Annotated in this window: 13 protein-coding genes, 1 rRNA gene and 1 riboswitch; of the genes, 1 reads left to right on the forward strand and 13 read right to left on the reverse strand. The window is 37.6% G+C overall.

Annotated features, from left to right (window positions below; all coding sequences use genetic code 11):
• Position 1 precedes the first annotated feature (1 nt).
• Genes LQU94_RS07160 through LQU94_RS07180 form a run of 5 tightly spaced genes read right to left on the reverse strand, consistent with a single transcriptional unit; the run spans position 2 to position 3,585 of the window.
• Positions 2 to 1,000 carry a hypothetical protein gene (locus tag LQU94_RS07160; protein ID WP_230696999.1) on the reverse strand — a complete coding sequence of 333 codons (999 nt, stop codon included), beginning with the start codon at positions 998 to 1,000 and terminating at the stop codon, positions 2 to 4.
• On the reverse strand, positions 997 to 1,266 hold the full coding sequence (locus LQU94_RS07165) for a cyclic-di-AMP receptor (RefSeq protein ID WP_230697000.1): 270 nt from the start codon (positions 1,264 to 1,266) through the stop codon (positions 997 to 999). The genes LQU94_RS07160 and LQU94_RS07165 overlap by 4 nt, the downstream gene beginning before the upstream one ends.
• Before the next feature lie 11 nt (positions 1,267 to 1,277).
• The gene (locus LQU94_RS07170) at positions 1,278 to 1,604 is read right to left on the reverse strand and encodes a cyclic-di-AMP receptor (protein WP_230697001.1); all 327 of its coding nucleotides are present in this window, start codon (positions 1,602 to 1,604) and stop codon (positions 1,278 to 1,280) included.
• A complete protein-coding gene (gene tmk, locus LQU94_RS07175; protein WP_230697002.1) occupies positions 1,601 to 2,218 on the reverse strand; it encodes a dTMP kinase in 618 nt (205 codons plus the stop codon). Before tmk ends, LQU94_RS07170 begins: the two co-directional genes overlap by 4 nt.
• A complete protein-coding gene (locus LQU94_RS07180) occupies positions 2,215 to 3,585 on the reverse strand; it encodes an aminotransferase class I/II-fold pyridoxal phosphate-dependent enzyme (protein ID WP_230697003.1) in 1,371 nt (456 codons plus the stop codon). Before LQU94_RS07180 ends, tmk begins: the two co-directional genes overlap by 4 nt.
• Positions 3,586 to 3,749: 164 nt before the next feature.
• Between LQU94_RS07180 and rbr the strand changes: the two genes are divergently transcribed.
• Positions 3,750 to 4,334, forward strand: coding sequence for a rubrerythrin (gene rbr, locus LQU94_RS07185; protein WP_230697012.1), 585 nt, complete (start codon positions 3,750 to 3,752; stop codon positions 4,332 to 4,334).
• Between the two features lie 43 nt (positions 4,335 to 4,377).
• Here rbr and LQU94_RS07190 read toward each other — a convergent pair whose 3' ends face one another.
• The 8 genes from LQU94_RS07190 to rrf all read right to left on the reverse strand — a co-directional run.
• Positions 4,378 to 4,995, reverse strand: a complete 618-nt coding sequence (locus LQU94_RS07190) for a DUF3793 family protein (protein WP_230697004.1) — start codon at positions 4,993 to 4,995, stop codon at positions 4,378 to 4,380.
• A complete protein-coding gene (locus LQU94_RS07195) occupies positions 4,961 to 5,383 on the reverse strand; it encodes a flavodoxin (RefSeq protein WP_230697005.1) in 423 nt (140 codons plus the stop codon). Before LQU94_RS07195 ends, LQU94_RS07190 begins: the two co-directional genes overlap by 35 nt.
• Before the next feature lie 361 nt (positions 5,384 to 5,744).
• Positions 5,745 to 9,431 carry an S-layer homology domain-containing protein gene (locus LQU94_RS07200; RefSeq protein WP_230697006.1) on the reverse strand — a complete coding sequence of 1,229 codons (3,687 nt, stop codon included), beginning with the start codon at positions 9,429 to 9,431 and terminating at the stop codon, positions 5,745 to 5,747.
• 12 nt (positions 9,432 to 9,443) lie between these two features.
• On the reverse strand, positions 9,444 to 12,947 hold the full coding sequence (locus tag LQU94_RS07205; RefSeq protein WP_230697007.1) for a bacterial Ig-like domain-containing protein: 3,504 nt from the start codon (positions 12,945 to 12,947) through the stop codon (positions 9,444 to 9,446).
• Positions 12,948 to 13,142: 195 nt separating this feature from the next.
• Positions 13,143 to 13,322: riboswitch (cobalamin riboswitch) on the reverse strand.
• Between the two features lie 78 nt (positions 13,323 to 13,400).
• On the reverse strand, positions 13,401 to 13,640 hold the full coding sequence (locus LQU94_RS07210; RefSeq protein WP_230697008.1) for a hypothetical protein: 240 nt from the start codon (positions 13,638 to 13,640) through the stop codon (positions 13,401 to 13,403).
• Positions 13,624 to 14,817 carry a M56 family metallopeptidase gene (locus tag LQU94_RS07215; protein WP_230697009.1) on the reverse strand — a complete coding sequence of 398 codons (1,194 nt, stop codon included), beginning with the start codon at positions 14,815 to 14,817 and terminating at the stop codon, positions 13,624 to 13,626. Before LQU94_RS07215 ends, LQU94_RS07210 begins: the two co-directional genes overlap by 17 nt.
• Positions 14,818 to 14,840: 23 nt before the next feature.
• Complete coding sequence (locus LQU94_RS07220; protein WP_230697010.1) at positions 14,841 to 15,242, reverse strand: BlaI/MecI/CopY family transcriptional regulator; 402 nt, start codon at positions 15,240 to 15,242, stop codon at positions 14,841 to 14,843.
• Between the two features lie 217 nt (positions 15,243 to 15,459).
• Positions 15,460 to 15,540, reverse strand: a 5S ribosomal RNA gene (gene rrf, locus LQU94_RS07225); the annotation flags it as partial.

Genomic DNA, 15,540 nt, shown 5'->3' on the forward strand with positions numbered 1-15,540 from the left:
TCTATCCTCCTATTTCTAACAACATGTTTTCTATAACAAGCTGCTTGTTTCCGTTATAATGCAAATATTCCTTCCCTTGATGAAGAATATTCATCATTTGAAGGCTTCGTTCCCCTAAAATTTGGGCGTCTTCTACCATTATATCCATAAAATCCGTATTGGCAATTTTTTCTTTTTCCTGAGTCACAAAATATACGGCTACATCCCGAGCCCAAGACTCTAAGAAAAAGAAAATCTCCGTCCATTGTCCCTCTTTTTCTTCAAAAAATTTCCAGGTTCCCAAAGGGGTATATCCCTTCTCTTTTACCACCTTGTGAATCGCAGAAAAAACTTCCCTTCGCAATTCGCTAAGTTCTCCGCCTGAAGCAATGGACTCTGCCCGTTTCAAAGAGCCCGATCCCATAACCAAAATTTTTCTTGCCATGGATTCAGAATAGCCTCTTTTCATTAGGAGTTCCAACGTTTCCTCTTGGGTCATCCCGTTAAATTCTACTACATTGGAACGAGATAAAACCGTTGGAAGAATGGATCCTTCCGATTTTGTAAGGAGAATAAAATGGATTCCTCCTAAGGGTTCTTCCAATGTTTTCAAAAGAGCATTTTGCCCTTCAACGGTCATGGTTTCCATTCCATGAATAACGTACACTTTCCCTTTTCCACGATAGGATTTCATTCTTGTGGATTCCATTAAATCCATAACGGCTTCTTTTTTTATAGATTCTTTACTGGTGGTTTTTGTAGGAAAAATCTCTTCATAATCGGGGTGATTTTCTCCAAAAATTTCTCCCCCATGAAAAAGTTGGCAAGATTTACATCTTCCACAAGGTTTTTCTTCTCCTTCACACAAAATTGCCTTGGCCATTTCTCTAGCCATGGCAATTTTTCCCTCTTCATCTTCTCCAATAAAAAGATAGTTATGCAAAAAAGACTGTTTTTCAAAGGATTCCTTCAATGCTTTTTTGGCACTGTCATTTCCTAAAACTTTCTCCCAGCTTTTCAAATGTGTAACCCCTGTTCTAAATCAACCGCGAAGAAATGAGCGCCAGATTCCTTTGGATCATCTTTTTTCTTGGTAATGACTTTCGTAAAAACTTTATCTAAAATCGCCATTTTTTCCTCTTTTACACCGATGACAATGGTTGTATTTCCCTGGGATAAAAATCCTCCTGTAGAAGAAATTTCCGTAACAGAAATTCCCACATCCATTAACTCGTCCACTAGATTTCGAATAAAGCGATCGGCTACTACGGCAAATATCATTTTCATGAAAATTCCCCCTAGTATCTCTTGTAAGTTTCTACATCTAAAACGAAGATGGTCGCTCCACCTACTCGGACATTAATTGGCTCTGGAATGTAAGAATCCCCTGGGATGCTCATGGCCATTAAAGAAGTTGGCATATCTCTAGCGCTACAATTTTTTTCCAAAATTTCTAACAACTCTGGCAATTCTTCCTCTTCCACCCCCATAAACAAAGTGGTGTTTCCCGCCTTTAGAAATCCCCCTGAACTAGAAAGTTTCGTTACGCGAAAATCATTTTGTGTTAGAGTATCCACTAAATCCGCTGCGTCTTGATCTTGCACTATGGCAAATACCATTTTCATACTTCCAACTCCTTTATCATTTCTTCTAAACAATCTTTCAAAACCTCTTCCGGATTTTGGGTCGCATCCACAAAATGCAGCTGCTCTTGCATTTTCTGGGCCAAAATTCGATAATTGGCTTGAACCGATTGGGTAAATTCTTCTTCCAATTCCAAACGATCCAAAGGCCGCTCTTGTATACGGTCCCTTGTGATTTTCTCCTTCGGATCCAAATACAAAATCAAATCCGGCTTCACATCCGATGTGGCAAAATCGTTAATCGTTTGAATATTATCGATTCCCATATCCCGTGCCATTCCTTGGTAAACCAAACTCGAGAAGACAAAGCGCTCACACAAAACGTGAACCCCTTTCTCTAAATGAGGGCGAATTTTTTCCTCTACGTGTTGAGCCCTGGACGCCGCATAGAGAAGAGCCTCTGTGCGGGGGTGAATCTCCTTATTTTCCGGATCCAAAAGCAAGTTTCGAATCTCTTCCCCTACAGGGGTCCCCCCTGGCTCACGGGTGTGAATCATAGGGATTGCCTTCTCTTGAAAATATTCCAAAATGGAACGCGCAACTGTAGATTTTCCCGAACCGTCTGGGCCTTCTATAACAATGAATTTTCCCTTCATAATACCTTCACACGTCCTCTCTCTATTCCATAAATGCCACGATTTTTTTCAAATATTTCTATATGTTTTTCCGAAATCCTCTCCCCTGGCAACAACAAAGGCACACCAGGAGGATATTGAAAAACAAAATGTTTCGAAATTCTATGAAGCGACTCTGAAATAGGAACCCATTCTCCTTCCCACTCTTTTGCTTCATACATCTCTTTTTCCTTTTTATTTTCCAAAGGAATATAGGCACTTTTTGGGTACTTTCCTTCCCTTTTGGGAATCTCAGACATCACTCTTAAACAGCGATTCAAGTCCTCTTCCGTAGTAAAGGAAGACAAAACGCCTAACAAATACGAACCATCGCTCATTTCAAAATTAATGCCCTTTTCGTAAAAAATATCAGATAGTTCCTCTCCAGAATATCCTGGATAGCGAAAGAAAATTTTCAAAAAGTCCAATCCCCCAACGTAAGGAGATTTTGGTGCCTTATAAAATTCATATCCCAATTCCTGCGCTTTATTCTTAAAATCCTCAATTTGTTTCTCTAGATTCTCCCAATCCTTCTTCTTCCATTCTACAGCCTTTCCAATGGATGCTTCAATGGAAGTCATAAACAAATACGAAGGAGAAGTAGAAGTAAATAAAGAAATCATCTCCAACACTCGTTCTCGGCTAATTCTTTCGCTGTTTCGATGAAGAAGAGCCGTTTGAGTTAAAGCCCCCAAGGATTTATGAGCCGAATGGACGACAATATCTGCTCCATGGGCCAAAGCCGAATCCTCTCTTCGATGACTCAAAGGCAAATGGGCGCCATGGGCCTCGTCTACCAAAACCCCTACACCGTATTTATGAGCCAAATCGATTTGCTCCTTCAAAGGCAAAATTACCCCATAATACGAAGGATTCGTTAAAACAAGCAATGAAATTTTCGGATTCTCCTGTAAAAATTTTTCCAATTTTTCTGTAGAAATTCCCAGAAGAACATCTCCCTCTTCATCGTATTCTGGCGAAAGAGTATGCACTCGGCTTTTCCGCAAAAGAGCCCCTTGATACACCGATTTATGACAATTTCTCTGAATTAAAATTTCTTCACCCTCTTGGGCTAGGGCAAAAATCCCTGCGTAGATGGCCATGGTCGATCCTCCGACCCCGTAAAATGTGTCCAAAGTCTGAAAAGATTCTGCCGCCAATTTTTGGCTTTGACATAAAATTTCTTCTGGATGCAAAAGGTTATCTGTTCCATAGGTTTCCGTATAATCCAACAAAAAAGACAACGCCGGATCAAAACCACCCTTGCGACCTTTATGTCCTGGATAATGAAAACGCACAAAATCCTTTTCTATTAAGTTTTTCAAACGATTTTGCAATACCTTTTCCACAGAATCCCTCCTTATTCTTATTATATCATGTAGCCGCGTTAAAAGAAAAACTATACTCCCATGATTTAATACTGTATATTTCTAGGAATCTTTCCCTTAAAATTTGCTTTCTTCTTGGGACTCTTCTATAATAAAGACAGGATAATAAAATAAATAAGGAGGATATAATGAGCTTAAAAGGTACAAAAACAGCAAATAACTTATTAACCGCCTTCGCCGGAGAATCTCAAGCAAATATGAGATATACTTATTACGCAAGCCAAGCCAAAAAAGATGGTTACGTGCAAATTCAAATGATTTTTGAAGAAACAGCCCGCAACGAAAAGGAACACGCTAAACGCTTCTACAAATTCCTACGAGAAGATTTAGAAGGGGAAGAATTAAACGTAAATTGGAATTTCCCTGTAAATTTCGCCGATACAAAAAGCAATCTTTTGGCAGCGGCTGAAGGAGAACACGAAGAATTCGTATCTATGTATCCAAAATTTGCCGACATCGCAGAAGAAGAAGGGTTTGAGAATATCGCCTACGTATTCCGCGAAATCGCCGAAGTAGAAGAGCGCCACGAGCTTCGTTTCCGTAAATTACTAGAAAATATCGAAAAAAATCGCGTATTTGAACGAGATGAAGTTATGCTTTGGAAATGCAACAACTGCGGCTATATCCACGAAGGAAAATCTGCCCCAGATGTTTGTCCAGCCTGTGACCATGGACAAAAATTCTTTGAAATCTTCAAAGAAACATATTAAAAAACAACAAAAAAACGAGGTGGAAAAACCACCTCGTTTTTTTTTACATACTTATACGAAATTTTTGCGTTACAACATATTTGGAAAGATCGTAGACTATAAATTTACACTTTGAAAGGAAAACTCGGTTGTAACACTTCCAATACCCTGAACATTTACAATCTCCTCTTTGGCTATGAAAAGCTTCCACATCGGTCACTGGATATCCCAGAAAAATTCCCACTTCATTAGGGCAGTTTTTACTTTGAGCGAAACGATTTTGCAAATGCTGCATATATTCCGTCAAAGTTTTGCAAGCACCATAGCCCATTTTCTCTAAAAATTGAATTACTTTTTTCTGTTTCAATCGCTTTTCCAATGTTATCGGATTGTAAAAGTATAAGAGTACCGCCTCTTCCGAGGACTTAAGTTCAATGAATGAAAGAGATAATCTCTTTTCAAATTCCCATTTGTAACGATTCCAACAGGAGGAAACGTCTCGGTCAGCGCTAACGAGATTTACCATCGTACCTGTTTTGTTTCCAAAAGCGGTTGGCGCTGTATAATATTGCAAAAGGCATAAGACATAGTGGAAGTCGTCCAAATGTTTCATTTGGTTAAAGTAGGCGATTGTAGCCTCTCTTTTATTACGCGCGAACCAATGCTTTACCAACACGTTCACACTCGTCTACATCGTCTTCTTTTGGATGGTCGTAAACAGCAAGAGGGTCGTCCACTAAAATCCCTCCGAAGCTTTCTACTTCTTCCTGCCAATCACGGATCCATTGTCCATCAGCCCACTCATAAGAGCCAAAAATAACAATTTTCTTACCACCCAATAAAGGATTTACGCTATCCATAAAAGGACGCATGGTAGATTCTTCAAGCTCCTCAGCGCCCATCGCCGGACAACCAAAAGCCACTTTATCTACATTCTTAACATCATCCACTGTGGCCGAACTTACTTCGATTACTTTTACTTCTTCGCCCTCAGCACGAACGCCATCGGCAATAGAATTTGCCATCTTCTCCGTATTTCCGGAGCCACTCCAGTAAATAATATGAATCATTTTCTCACTCCTTTTCCATTGGACATTACATATCGCAATGTTTGAAAAGTAAACTTTCCCAATGAAATATGGCGAAATACTTTACTATAAGAAATCTATTTAATTTTTCGTTTTGCAAGGGATGCAATCAATGCAAATATGTATGTCGTTGATATAATTGATAACGCTTATCATTTATATTTATAGTATACCTCCAAAACAATAAAATTGCAATAGGTTTTTGATAATTTTTATCATTTATTTTTTTCTGAAATGATTTTCTCTTAAAAAGCTTTGTAAAAAATAAGAATTTCTGTGGATAGAACGCAAAAAGAACCCGATTTCTCGGGTTCTTTTTTTAGAATGGTATAACATTGGGGGACTATTTTACTTCCAAGTTCAAAATAACTTGGGCCACTTCTGCTCTTGTGAAGTTGGCTTTTGGATCGAATTCTCCCGTTTCTCTTCCTTGCAATAATTCCTTTTTGCTTAGATTTTCTACGGCTTCTTTCGCCCAATCTGAAATTTTATTTTGATCGACATATTCTTTGTTTGTTCGATCTTTATATTCTTTTTGAGTCCATTGTAAATAGCGATGGAGAATGGTTGCCATCTCTTCTCTTGTAATATTTCGGTCTGGCTCAAAGAGATTTTCTCCTATCCCTTTTACAATTCCTTTTTCTACAGCCCAATTTACATAATTTTCATAATATACACCAGAAGCGACGTCTTTCATCGTTCCTTTTGTATATTTACTTGGATCTACATTGGCCATACGTCCCAATACGGTAACAAATTCCGCTCTTGTGGCTTCCTTATTTGGAGTAAAGGTTGTTTCGCTGGTTCCATAGAAAATCCCTTTTTCCATGGCGTATTGAATCGCCGGTTTTGCCCAATGATTAGCAATATCGGTCATATTTTGGAAGCGTCCTTTGTTTTCCAACAATTTCTGTTCCGCATTTTCTTTTAGTGTTTCTTTGCTAATTTCTTTATTCTCTTCTTTTTCCACAGGTTTTACTGGAATCCATGGTGTTGGTTTTTTCTCTGGTTCTGGCTTTGTAGGATTTTCTTCCTTGATTCCTTTTTGTGGTTTGTAGCCTTCTATTGCATCTTTTAACTCTTGGGTAGCTTTATCCACTTCTTCTTGGGTTGCATTGTCTTTGACTAAAATTTCTTCTGCGTTTGTTAATGCCTTTTCAAGCGCTTTTTGAACGTCTTCTGTTACCCAAGTTTTGTCTTTTTCTACATCTTTTCCATTGGCACTTGTTGTATCTGCTTTTGCCAGTGCTTTTTCTGCAGTAATGGCTTCTTGTAAAGCTTCTTTGTTTGCTACTTTTTTCGTTCCAATTTTAATGATTTGGTCTACTGGTTCTTTCGTAATTTCTTCTTTAATAACTTCACGACTTGTTTCTATTCCGTCAGTTAAGATTACTTTTTCTGTAATTACTTTTTCTCCCTTTTGACCTTCTTGTGAAATTACTTCTTTTCCTTCTTCAATAGATGGATCTTCTTCTTTCACTTCTTTAAAGTCTATATCTTCTCTTCTCGTTTCTTCTTTTTCTTCAATAAGTGCTTTCGTTCCTTTTTGTGGTTTGTAGCCTTCTATTGCATCTTTTAACTCTTGGGTAGCTTTATCCACTTCTTCTTGGGTTGCATTGTCTTTGACTAAAATTTCTTCTGCGTTTGTTAATGCCTTTTCAAGCGCTTTTTGAACGTCTTCTGTTACCCAAGTTTTGTCTTTTTCTACATCTTTTCCATTGGCACTTGTTGTATCTGCTTTTGCCAGTGCTTTTTCTGCCCCAATGGTCTCTTCTAATGCTGTTGTATCTATTTTTTCTGCTACCGTAGCCATTGGCAAACGAATCTCCGGCAATTGTCCCAAATAGGTACTTACTTGAACTGCATTCATAGAAGCTGCATGACCATTTACATAATCAATGTCTCTGTGACCTCCAATTTTGCTACCGAATCCACCAGTAAATAGGCTCCCTTGGTTTAAGACATATTCTTTTCCTTCAAAATCAGCAGGAATGGTGAAAGTTAGAGTTTGGAAGGCTTTCTTTGCTGGAAAAGCATAATTCCCAAACGGTGTTCCCTTTCCTTTTACCTCTTTATTCAACGGATTTCTATAGGAAATAACAGGACCAAAGTTATAAATGGCTGCCAATTTATCCGCCGGATGGAACAATACATCAAATACGGCTACCACTTTATCTCCCGGCATATATGTTCCATCACTTCTGGTTTTATTCGTGATACTTACATTTACTTTTTTCGCCTTTAGAACTTGGTACGTTTTCGCATTTCCTTTGGAAATTTCAAGAATATTTTTTCCTTCTACTAAACTTGCTGTAAAGGAATTGTCTTCATTTTTTTGTACACCATTTTCTGTAAATCCTCCATTATAGGACATTTTATTTTCAGAAATGGTTGGCTGTAATAATTTTACAGTCGATCCGTCCTCTGGCGTAAATGTATATTGAGCCGATTCTTCCTCTTGAGAATAATAAAACACATCATGCTCCGCATCTACTTTTTTCTTTGCTAATTTTGCTGTTTTTTCTGAGTTTAACGCATCATTCATCAAAAGATTTGCATTTACATTGTTATTTTGCCCTACACTTACAACCATTACACCGGTATTTTCTGGCCAAATTTTACTATACAATCCACCAGATGTAGGCACATTTAATGCATCATAGGTCACCAATACAATGGCCGTGCCTTGTGCATTTGCTTTTAACATTCCCTTCTCATCAATGGATACAACGGAGTTTTCTTTCTCTCCATTGGAATTTACCACTTCATAATGAAATTTAGGTTCTACAATTGGTGTGTTCGTAGATGTGATGGTGTTTTCCACTACTTGCCATTGTCGAAGGGGATGAATTTGAAAACTCTCCCCTACATTTAGATTCAGTTGACCTGTATGATCTGCATTTAGATAAATGTCTGCGGGAAAATCAGAACCCTCGCTATTATAGGTATGCTTATAAAAATTGGATTCTCCCATTTTTTCTAAAGAAATATCAAAAACGGGAGGATTTTCTACATCTGACACCTTAAAAGATTCTGAATATCTTGCCTTTCCTTCATGATCCACAATAAAAATATATTGTTCGTTGGCTGGAACATCGTAAAAATAAGTGGTTGTTCCGTCTGTGTTTTCTGTGTTTTTGACAGGTTCAAGATCTGTTAGAGGATAATAATGTTTTACTTTCTTTCCAACTTCTACCTTGGAACCATTTGCCACTGTAATTTTTGTATAAGGTTTTTCTGGTTCCAATTCTTTTGCAATGGTAAAAGTATAAACTTTAGAAGGTTCATTTCCTTCATTCATAGAAGGCCATGACGGATTTCCGATTTCTACAGTAATTTTATCTCCGTCTTTTACGGGAATATTGGCCGTTCTTTTGTAAACTACGCCGCCCTTTTCTTCTGTTTCTCCAAGGGTTGTTTTTACCATAAAATTTTTATTTGCAGCGGTTGGCGTTACAGAAATCTCTTCTACATCGGCTGAAATATTTAATATATAGTCATATACATTGGGCGAAAATTCTTTATCTAAAGATCCTGAAGCAAAAGAAATTGCTTTTAATGACTTATCCGCATTTCCCCAAGATCCTCCTAGGTCTTCTCCTAAATTATTGGTAAATTGGATATGAATGAAATCGCCAGATTCTAAAGTACCATTGGCTACGGAGAAATCTCCAAATCCAGAATTTGTAAACCAATCATTTATTGTTCCCATCCAACCGGATGAATAACTCCCCGAAAATTCACCTAAGTCATTAATGCTTGAAATATAATTGTTCTCTGCTCCTTTTTGAGTGTGTCCTTCACTTTCAATGGCTTCTTTTACGGCGCTCATCATGGTTGAGTTTTCATCAATATCAACCCATTTATCTACTAACACGCCATCCCATGGAGCGCCTTCGCTTACAGGGTAAGTTTTATTTTCTACCATTACACGAACTTGATTTTCGCCTCCTTGTGCAAAAATTTGCACAGGAAGCATGGTGAAAATCATTAAAAAAGCTAGTAGAAAACTTATTGCTCGTTTCTTCATATTTTTCTCCTATTATTTTGTCAATTGATCCAATCTTTGGATTACGGTTGCAATTTCTCCTCTTGTTGATGTTGCTTTTGGATCAAAACGTCCATCTTCTCGTCCTTTTAGCAAACCAGTTTTGCTTAATTTCTCTACATATTTTTCTGCCCATGGAGAAATCATTTCTTGGTCTTGGTAGTTTGTTCCTTGGGCTTCTTGTGTCTTTATGGCTTTATAATCCATATAATTGCTTAGGATTTTTGCCATTTCTTCTCTTGTGATTTCTCGATTTGGTTCAAAGGCGTTGTTTCCTACTCCTTCTACAATTCCTTTTTCTGCAGCCCATTGTACAAAGGGTGCGTAATAGGAATCAGGGGCTACGTCCTTAAATTGAGCCGCTCCAGAGTTTCTGTTTTCTCCGCTCATTCGTCCCAAGACGGTAACAAACATTCCCCTTGTCATGGCAATATTTGGACCAAATTCTGTTGGGGTCATTCCTTTGAAATAATTTTTAGAAGCTACATAAAGGATAGAATCTTTTGCCCAGTGGTTGGAAATATCAACAAATGGCAAAGTTTGTGGATTTTGTGCCGGTTTGTCTTCTACTTCTGGCAATTTGATTTCTTCCTTGGTCAAATCTTCTTTTTCTTTTTCGCTTAAAGTGCTTTCTTTCACAAATACTGGCGTTAAAATTGCGCCGTTCTTTACGTTGTCTACAGTCAAAGTCAAACTTTGGCTACGTCCAATATTTTTTCCGTCCAACAATAGATGGGACAATACATAACCTTCTTTTGGTTGGATGGTAATTTTTACTGGTTTTTCTTTGGTAATGATTTGGCGTCCACTTGGGGCAATGATTCCCCCTTCGGCTCCACGAATGGTGATTTCTTTTTTCACGCCGCCTAATCCGTCATCTCCTTCGATTCCATCTACATATCCACCAATGTCTTTCCCTAAATCTCTTGTATAAATCCACTCAACAACATCTCCGTCTTTTAATTTATAAAGGGAAGAAGAATAGTTAGGGAACCATCCATTTACTTTATACATCCATCCACTATAGGGACCGCCATCAAATTCAGCCAGCCCTTCAATGGAAGAAACGTAATATCCTGCATAGACTGCGTGGCCATTGTAAAGAAGGTTTAAGCCTGTTTTTTGCAAAATAGAAAAAGCGGTATCTACCCCTGTTTGGATTTCAAAAGCCTTTTTCGCCTGCATTACTTTTCCATTTGGATAAACCGTTGGCCCGGCAGGAACCGTTACCGAAACATAAGCTTTTCCGTCTGTAACCGGTTTTTCTTTTACTACGATGGAATAAGAGGTTGTCTTCCCATCGTAAGCTACCGTTACAGTTTTTGTACCTGCTTTTGCCGTGTCAGCTTTGGAAATTTGTAGGTCCTTTTCCCCTAGTACTTTTGTTGAACCGTCATTGTAAGTTGCCTTTACTTGGATTCCTTCCGTTGTAAAAGAATCCCCTACAATATACTCGGTTTTGGGAGATTTAATTACAGAAATTTTTTCCAAAGCTTTCGCCACAACCGTAATATTAAAATCGGCAGAGAACGTTCCATAATGTACCGTTACGGTTTTTGTTCCTGGTGTTGCTGTACTTCCCCCAGAAATAGTTACCTCATTGGAAATATCTTTCGTTATCCCATTATCATAAACAGCTTTAACTTCTAGTCCACGATAAGAGGGCTTTTCTCCAACAACATAATTGATTTTTACCGGAAGGTTTGTAATTTTGATTCCTGTTAATTTTGGCTCTACAACGGGTTTTTCTTTTACGTCTACAGTAAAGCTTGCACTAAAACCTTTGTAATTAACCGTTACGGTTTTTGTTCCTGCTGTAGATGTATCCACAGAAGAAATTTGCAAGTTCTCTTTGTCGATGGCTTTCGTTGCATTATCGCTATATTTTTCTACAACCTCTAGGCCCGCTGAATCAAAAGGTTCCCCAACAATATAATTTGTTTTTGTTGGAAGAGTTGTAATTTCGATTCCTGTTACCACTGGTTCTACAACGGTTTTTTCTTTTACTGTAATTTCATACGTTGTTGTAAATTTTTGAATTTTTCCATCTGTCGGAGAAGAAGCTGCATATGTTATCTCTACTGTTTTTGTTCCTGGTGTAGATGTATCTGGCCGTTTTGCAGCAATATCATAACTTATATCGTTGGTTTCTCCATTACTTAATACTTCAACAACTTTAATTCCTTTTAAGTCTACGGGTTCACCTATTTCATATTCTAATTTTGGTGGCAGTTTTGTAATTTTAATTTCTTTTACAAATGGTGTCTCCGCATCCTTCTCTTTTACTATAATTTCATACGTTGTTGAAAACTCACCATATAGTACTTCTACTGTTTTTGTTCCTGGTGTAGATGTATCTGGTCGATAGGAAAAAATCTTGCTTGTAACATCATTTGTTGTTCCATCACTTAATTCTTCTACCACTTGAATCCCGTTTAGGCTTACTTGCTCCCCAATCTCATACTCTAGTTTTTCTGGAAGTTTTGTAATTTTTATCCCCGTTACTATTGGTGCTGATTTTCCCAATTCCACATCTGTCATAGTAAACAAAGAGGTTTGTCCTGCCTTAAAACGGCTATAGGCCACTAAGGCCTCCATAGCTTGGTCTGTTGCCATTCCATCAACAGAACCGCTCATAATATGTTTAAATCCGCCATTTCCATCTTGGAATTTTAATAAGGCGTCTAGAGCAGAATTTCCATTTTTAACAAATCTTTCATCTGTATCTGCATCAATGCCCAATTCTGACAAGGCAATGATTGTTTGAGAAATGGACTCCGAATTTCCTGTTCCCCAAGATGAATATCCGCCGTCTGGACCTTGAAGATTTGATAAAACCGCTACGGCTCTATTTATCGCTGCAGAAACTTCTGGTTGATCTTTGTACTTAGCCAAGGAATAAAGAGCCATCGCTGTTATATCTGGGTCTGGATTTTTTCCTGATAGGGCCCAACCACCTCCTGAAATTTCTAATTCTAAGATTTTATCAACCATCGGTTGTCTATTGTATTCTGGACGATAGTTGTGAGAATCTAAAGCAATTAAGGCCCAAATCGGTCCATTAATCCCTTGTCGATACAGGTATGTTATGTCGTTTAATGGAGCCGTTAAATCGTGACCGTCCACATTTCTTGGATCTTTTCCTATAGAAGTTAAAGCTACAATTAGTCTAGAATTTTCTGTGGACTTACTTTTATGGAGTTTTTCCCCATCCATAATATTACTGTTCACATATTCCACTACGCGATTATAATACCCCTCGTAATATCCCTCTGGAACCTCTGCTCCACTACGAGCCAAGGACAGAACCGTCCATTCGCCCCCTACGGATGCCACAACGGGCTCTTCTACCGTTTTTACTTGATAGTTTTGTAATTCTGAAATCACTGTGCGGTAATCTTTTTCTCCCTCTGCTGCCAATACGGAACTTGGCAATAGAGAAAAAATCATTAAAAAAGCCATTAAAATGCAAAGTGATTTCTTTCCTGTATTTTTCATTTCCCCTTCCTTTCTTTGACATGAAAAAAGGAGGCACTTTTGTAGATTTCTACAAAAAGCGCCTCCAGTTTTCTGGTCAGCAATCTATCCATGGAGTCGAATCACGGATGATGAGATCTTAGGACAAAAAAAGGCATAGATTCAAAAAAATCTATGCCCGCATACCAAAATAACTTACCAATTGTTGTCCTCGCAATGGTTTTAATCCTTCTATGCATGTCTTCTGACTCCTGCGTCTACGCGTATAGTACCTTCCCAATTTCTCAGTGGCATTCTCTATACACTCTTCAGTTACAGCGGCGGGCCCGTTCCAGATTTACACTGGATTCCATCTTAGCTCTCCCAAAGGAAAGAACATAGAATTCGATTCAGTTGTCATGGGAAGATTCCCATGTTGATACACAAATATCTTATCAAGGCTTTTCCATAAAGTCAATGGATTTTCTCTTCCGTTCAAGAAATCAAAATCCAATCACTAAGCCATTTCTTTTTGGTCTCAGACCAAAGTCGTTTGTATTTTTTCCCATTTATGATTGTATATCGCCAAACTCTCTTATCCCCTAGAGGTTCAACAACCCTTCCCTCTTCTTTTGTTCCATAAAAAGACTGGGCCGATACCGTTTGGCTTTGGAAAAAAATCATCAAAAAACAAAGGCCAACTAAAACCATCGTTCTTTTATTCATAAATATCATAAACATTCAATCCCTTATATTCCTCTTTTTGTAAATCCTCTTCCTTTAACCGTTTGCGGTCCTGTCCATGTACTACAAGACGCAATTTCCCCTTGGGGTTTCGAGTAATATATACTGTTTCTTCTTCTACTCCCACTTCTTCTGCCGTATAGTAGGTTTCCCCAAGAGAAACCCCATAGGCATCCACATCATAAGAAGGTTGTGGAATAAACATATAAGAGAGGACAAAGAAACACAGCCCCAAGGAACAGGCTAGGGTATTCGCAATTTTCTGATGTCTTGTTTTTTCTCCAGTATATTCAATAATGGTTCGAATTCGATCTTTTATATTTTTCCCCTGACTAATAGGAACAAAATTAGATAGAGCCTCCCATTGCAATTGCAATTCGCCCTCTTTTTGTAAGCTTTCCTCTTTTATCATCTCCAAAATGGTTTCCAAATAGTCTATTTTTTCCTCTTTGGAAAAATTTCGAATGGACAAAAGATCGCATTGCACCTCTAATATATGATTGAAATTTTCCGCCATCAAATGAACAAAAGGATTCCACCAAAAAACTCCCCTTAGGATCTCTAAAAACAATTTTTTTCCGTTATCTTTCCTTTGATAATGAGATATTTCATGTTTTACTATACATCTTAGTTCTCTTTCCGAATACTGACGTTTTGGCAGAAAAATCGTTCCCTTTCTAGTACCAAACAAAAAAGGCCGCTCAATATTATGGTTGATTACCAAATCCAATTTTTTGTCCAATTTCGCTTCTTGAAGAATTTTTTGGGCTATCTCTTGGTCTATAGGGCGAGAGAAATCTCTAATTCGAAGAAGAATTTTTCGAAAATGAAAATATTTCCAAGCCATAAAAATCAAAAAGACAGAAGCCACAACAATCCAAAGAAAAGCGAAACATTCCATTATCGTAAAAGGACTTTGGAAAATCGAAATCTCTTTTTGGAAAAAATCGTAAATGGCAGGATAGATTACCTTAGACGAAATAACGTAACTTTGGAAGAACTCCATTTGAAACAATAAACGAAAAATCGCTAAAATCGTTAAAAAAGCCAAAGGAAAAGTAGAAAATTTAGGAATAAAATCTTCCTTTCTCTGAATCCAATGCAAAAGCACAATGCCTACATTAAAGCAGAGAATGGCCATTATTATGGAAAAAAAGGTTATTTCCATAAACCCCTCACTTCCTGAAAAACTTAAGCTTTTTCTTTATATTCCTTAATTAGTTGTTCGATTTCTTCCAATTCTTCTTTATTCATCGCTTGAGATTGAACTAAGAAAGATACAAATTTTGTCGTTTCTTTAGAGCTTGGTTTGATTCCTTCGTAGGTATTTTTCAAACGATTCAAATCGTATTCATCCTTATTGAAAGTAGGTTTGTAAGTTCTACCGTAGTTTGTCGCCGTTTTTACAATATCGTCCACCTCAATAGAATTTTTTTCCAATAAGCGGTTCAAAATAATATGAATAGAGCTTTCTTTCCACTTTTTATTCTCTGTAGAACGAATAATTTGAGAACGAGTTAAAGCTTTTCCTTCTCTCCACATCGTTTCAATAATCTGTTGTTCACTTTCCGATAAGTTAAATTTTTCATTCATTATTAACACCTCTCCCCAATAGTAATAACAATAACTTTTGTTTTCTATATTATAATGTCCTATATATTTATATTATACTATCTGATTTTTTTTTGCAATAAAAATCCGTAAAATAGATAAATTCCTTTTAATAGAGGATTTTAATAGAATAAAATCATAAATTTTTACACAAAAAAACACACACCGTCTGCTAGAGATCAGCATGTGTTCTTTTTCTGACTGGCGATTTCCTACTCTCCCAGGTCGTTGCCAACCAAGTACCATCGGCGTTAAGAGGCTTAACTTCTGTGTTCGGCAT

It is taken from the genome of Peptoniphilus sp. KCTC 25270 (assembly GCF_021012875.1).
GTDB lineage: Bacteria > Bacillota > Clostridia > Tissierellales > Peptoniphilaceae > JAJMZJ01.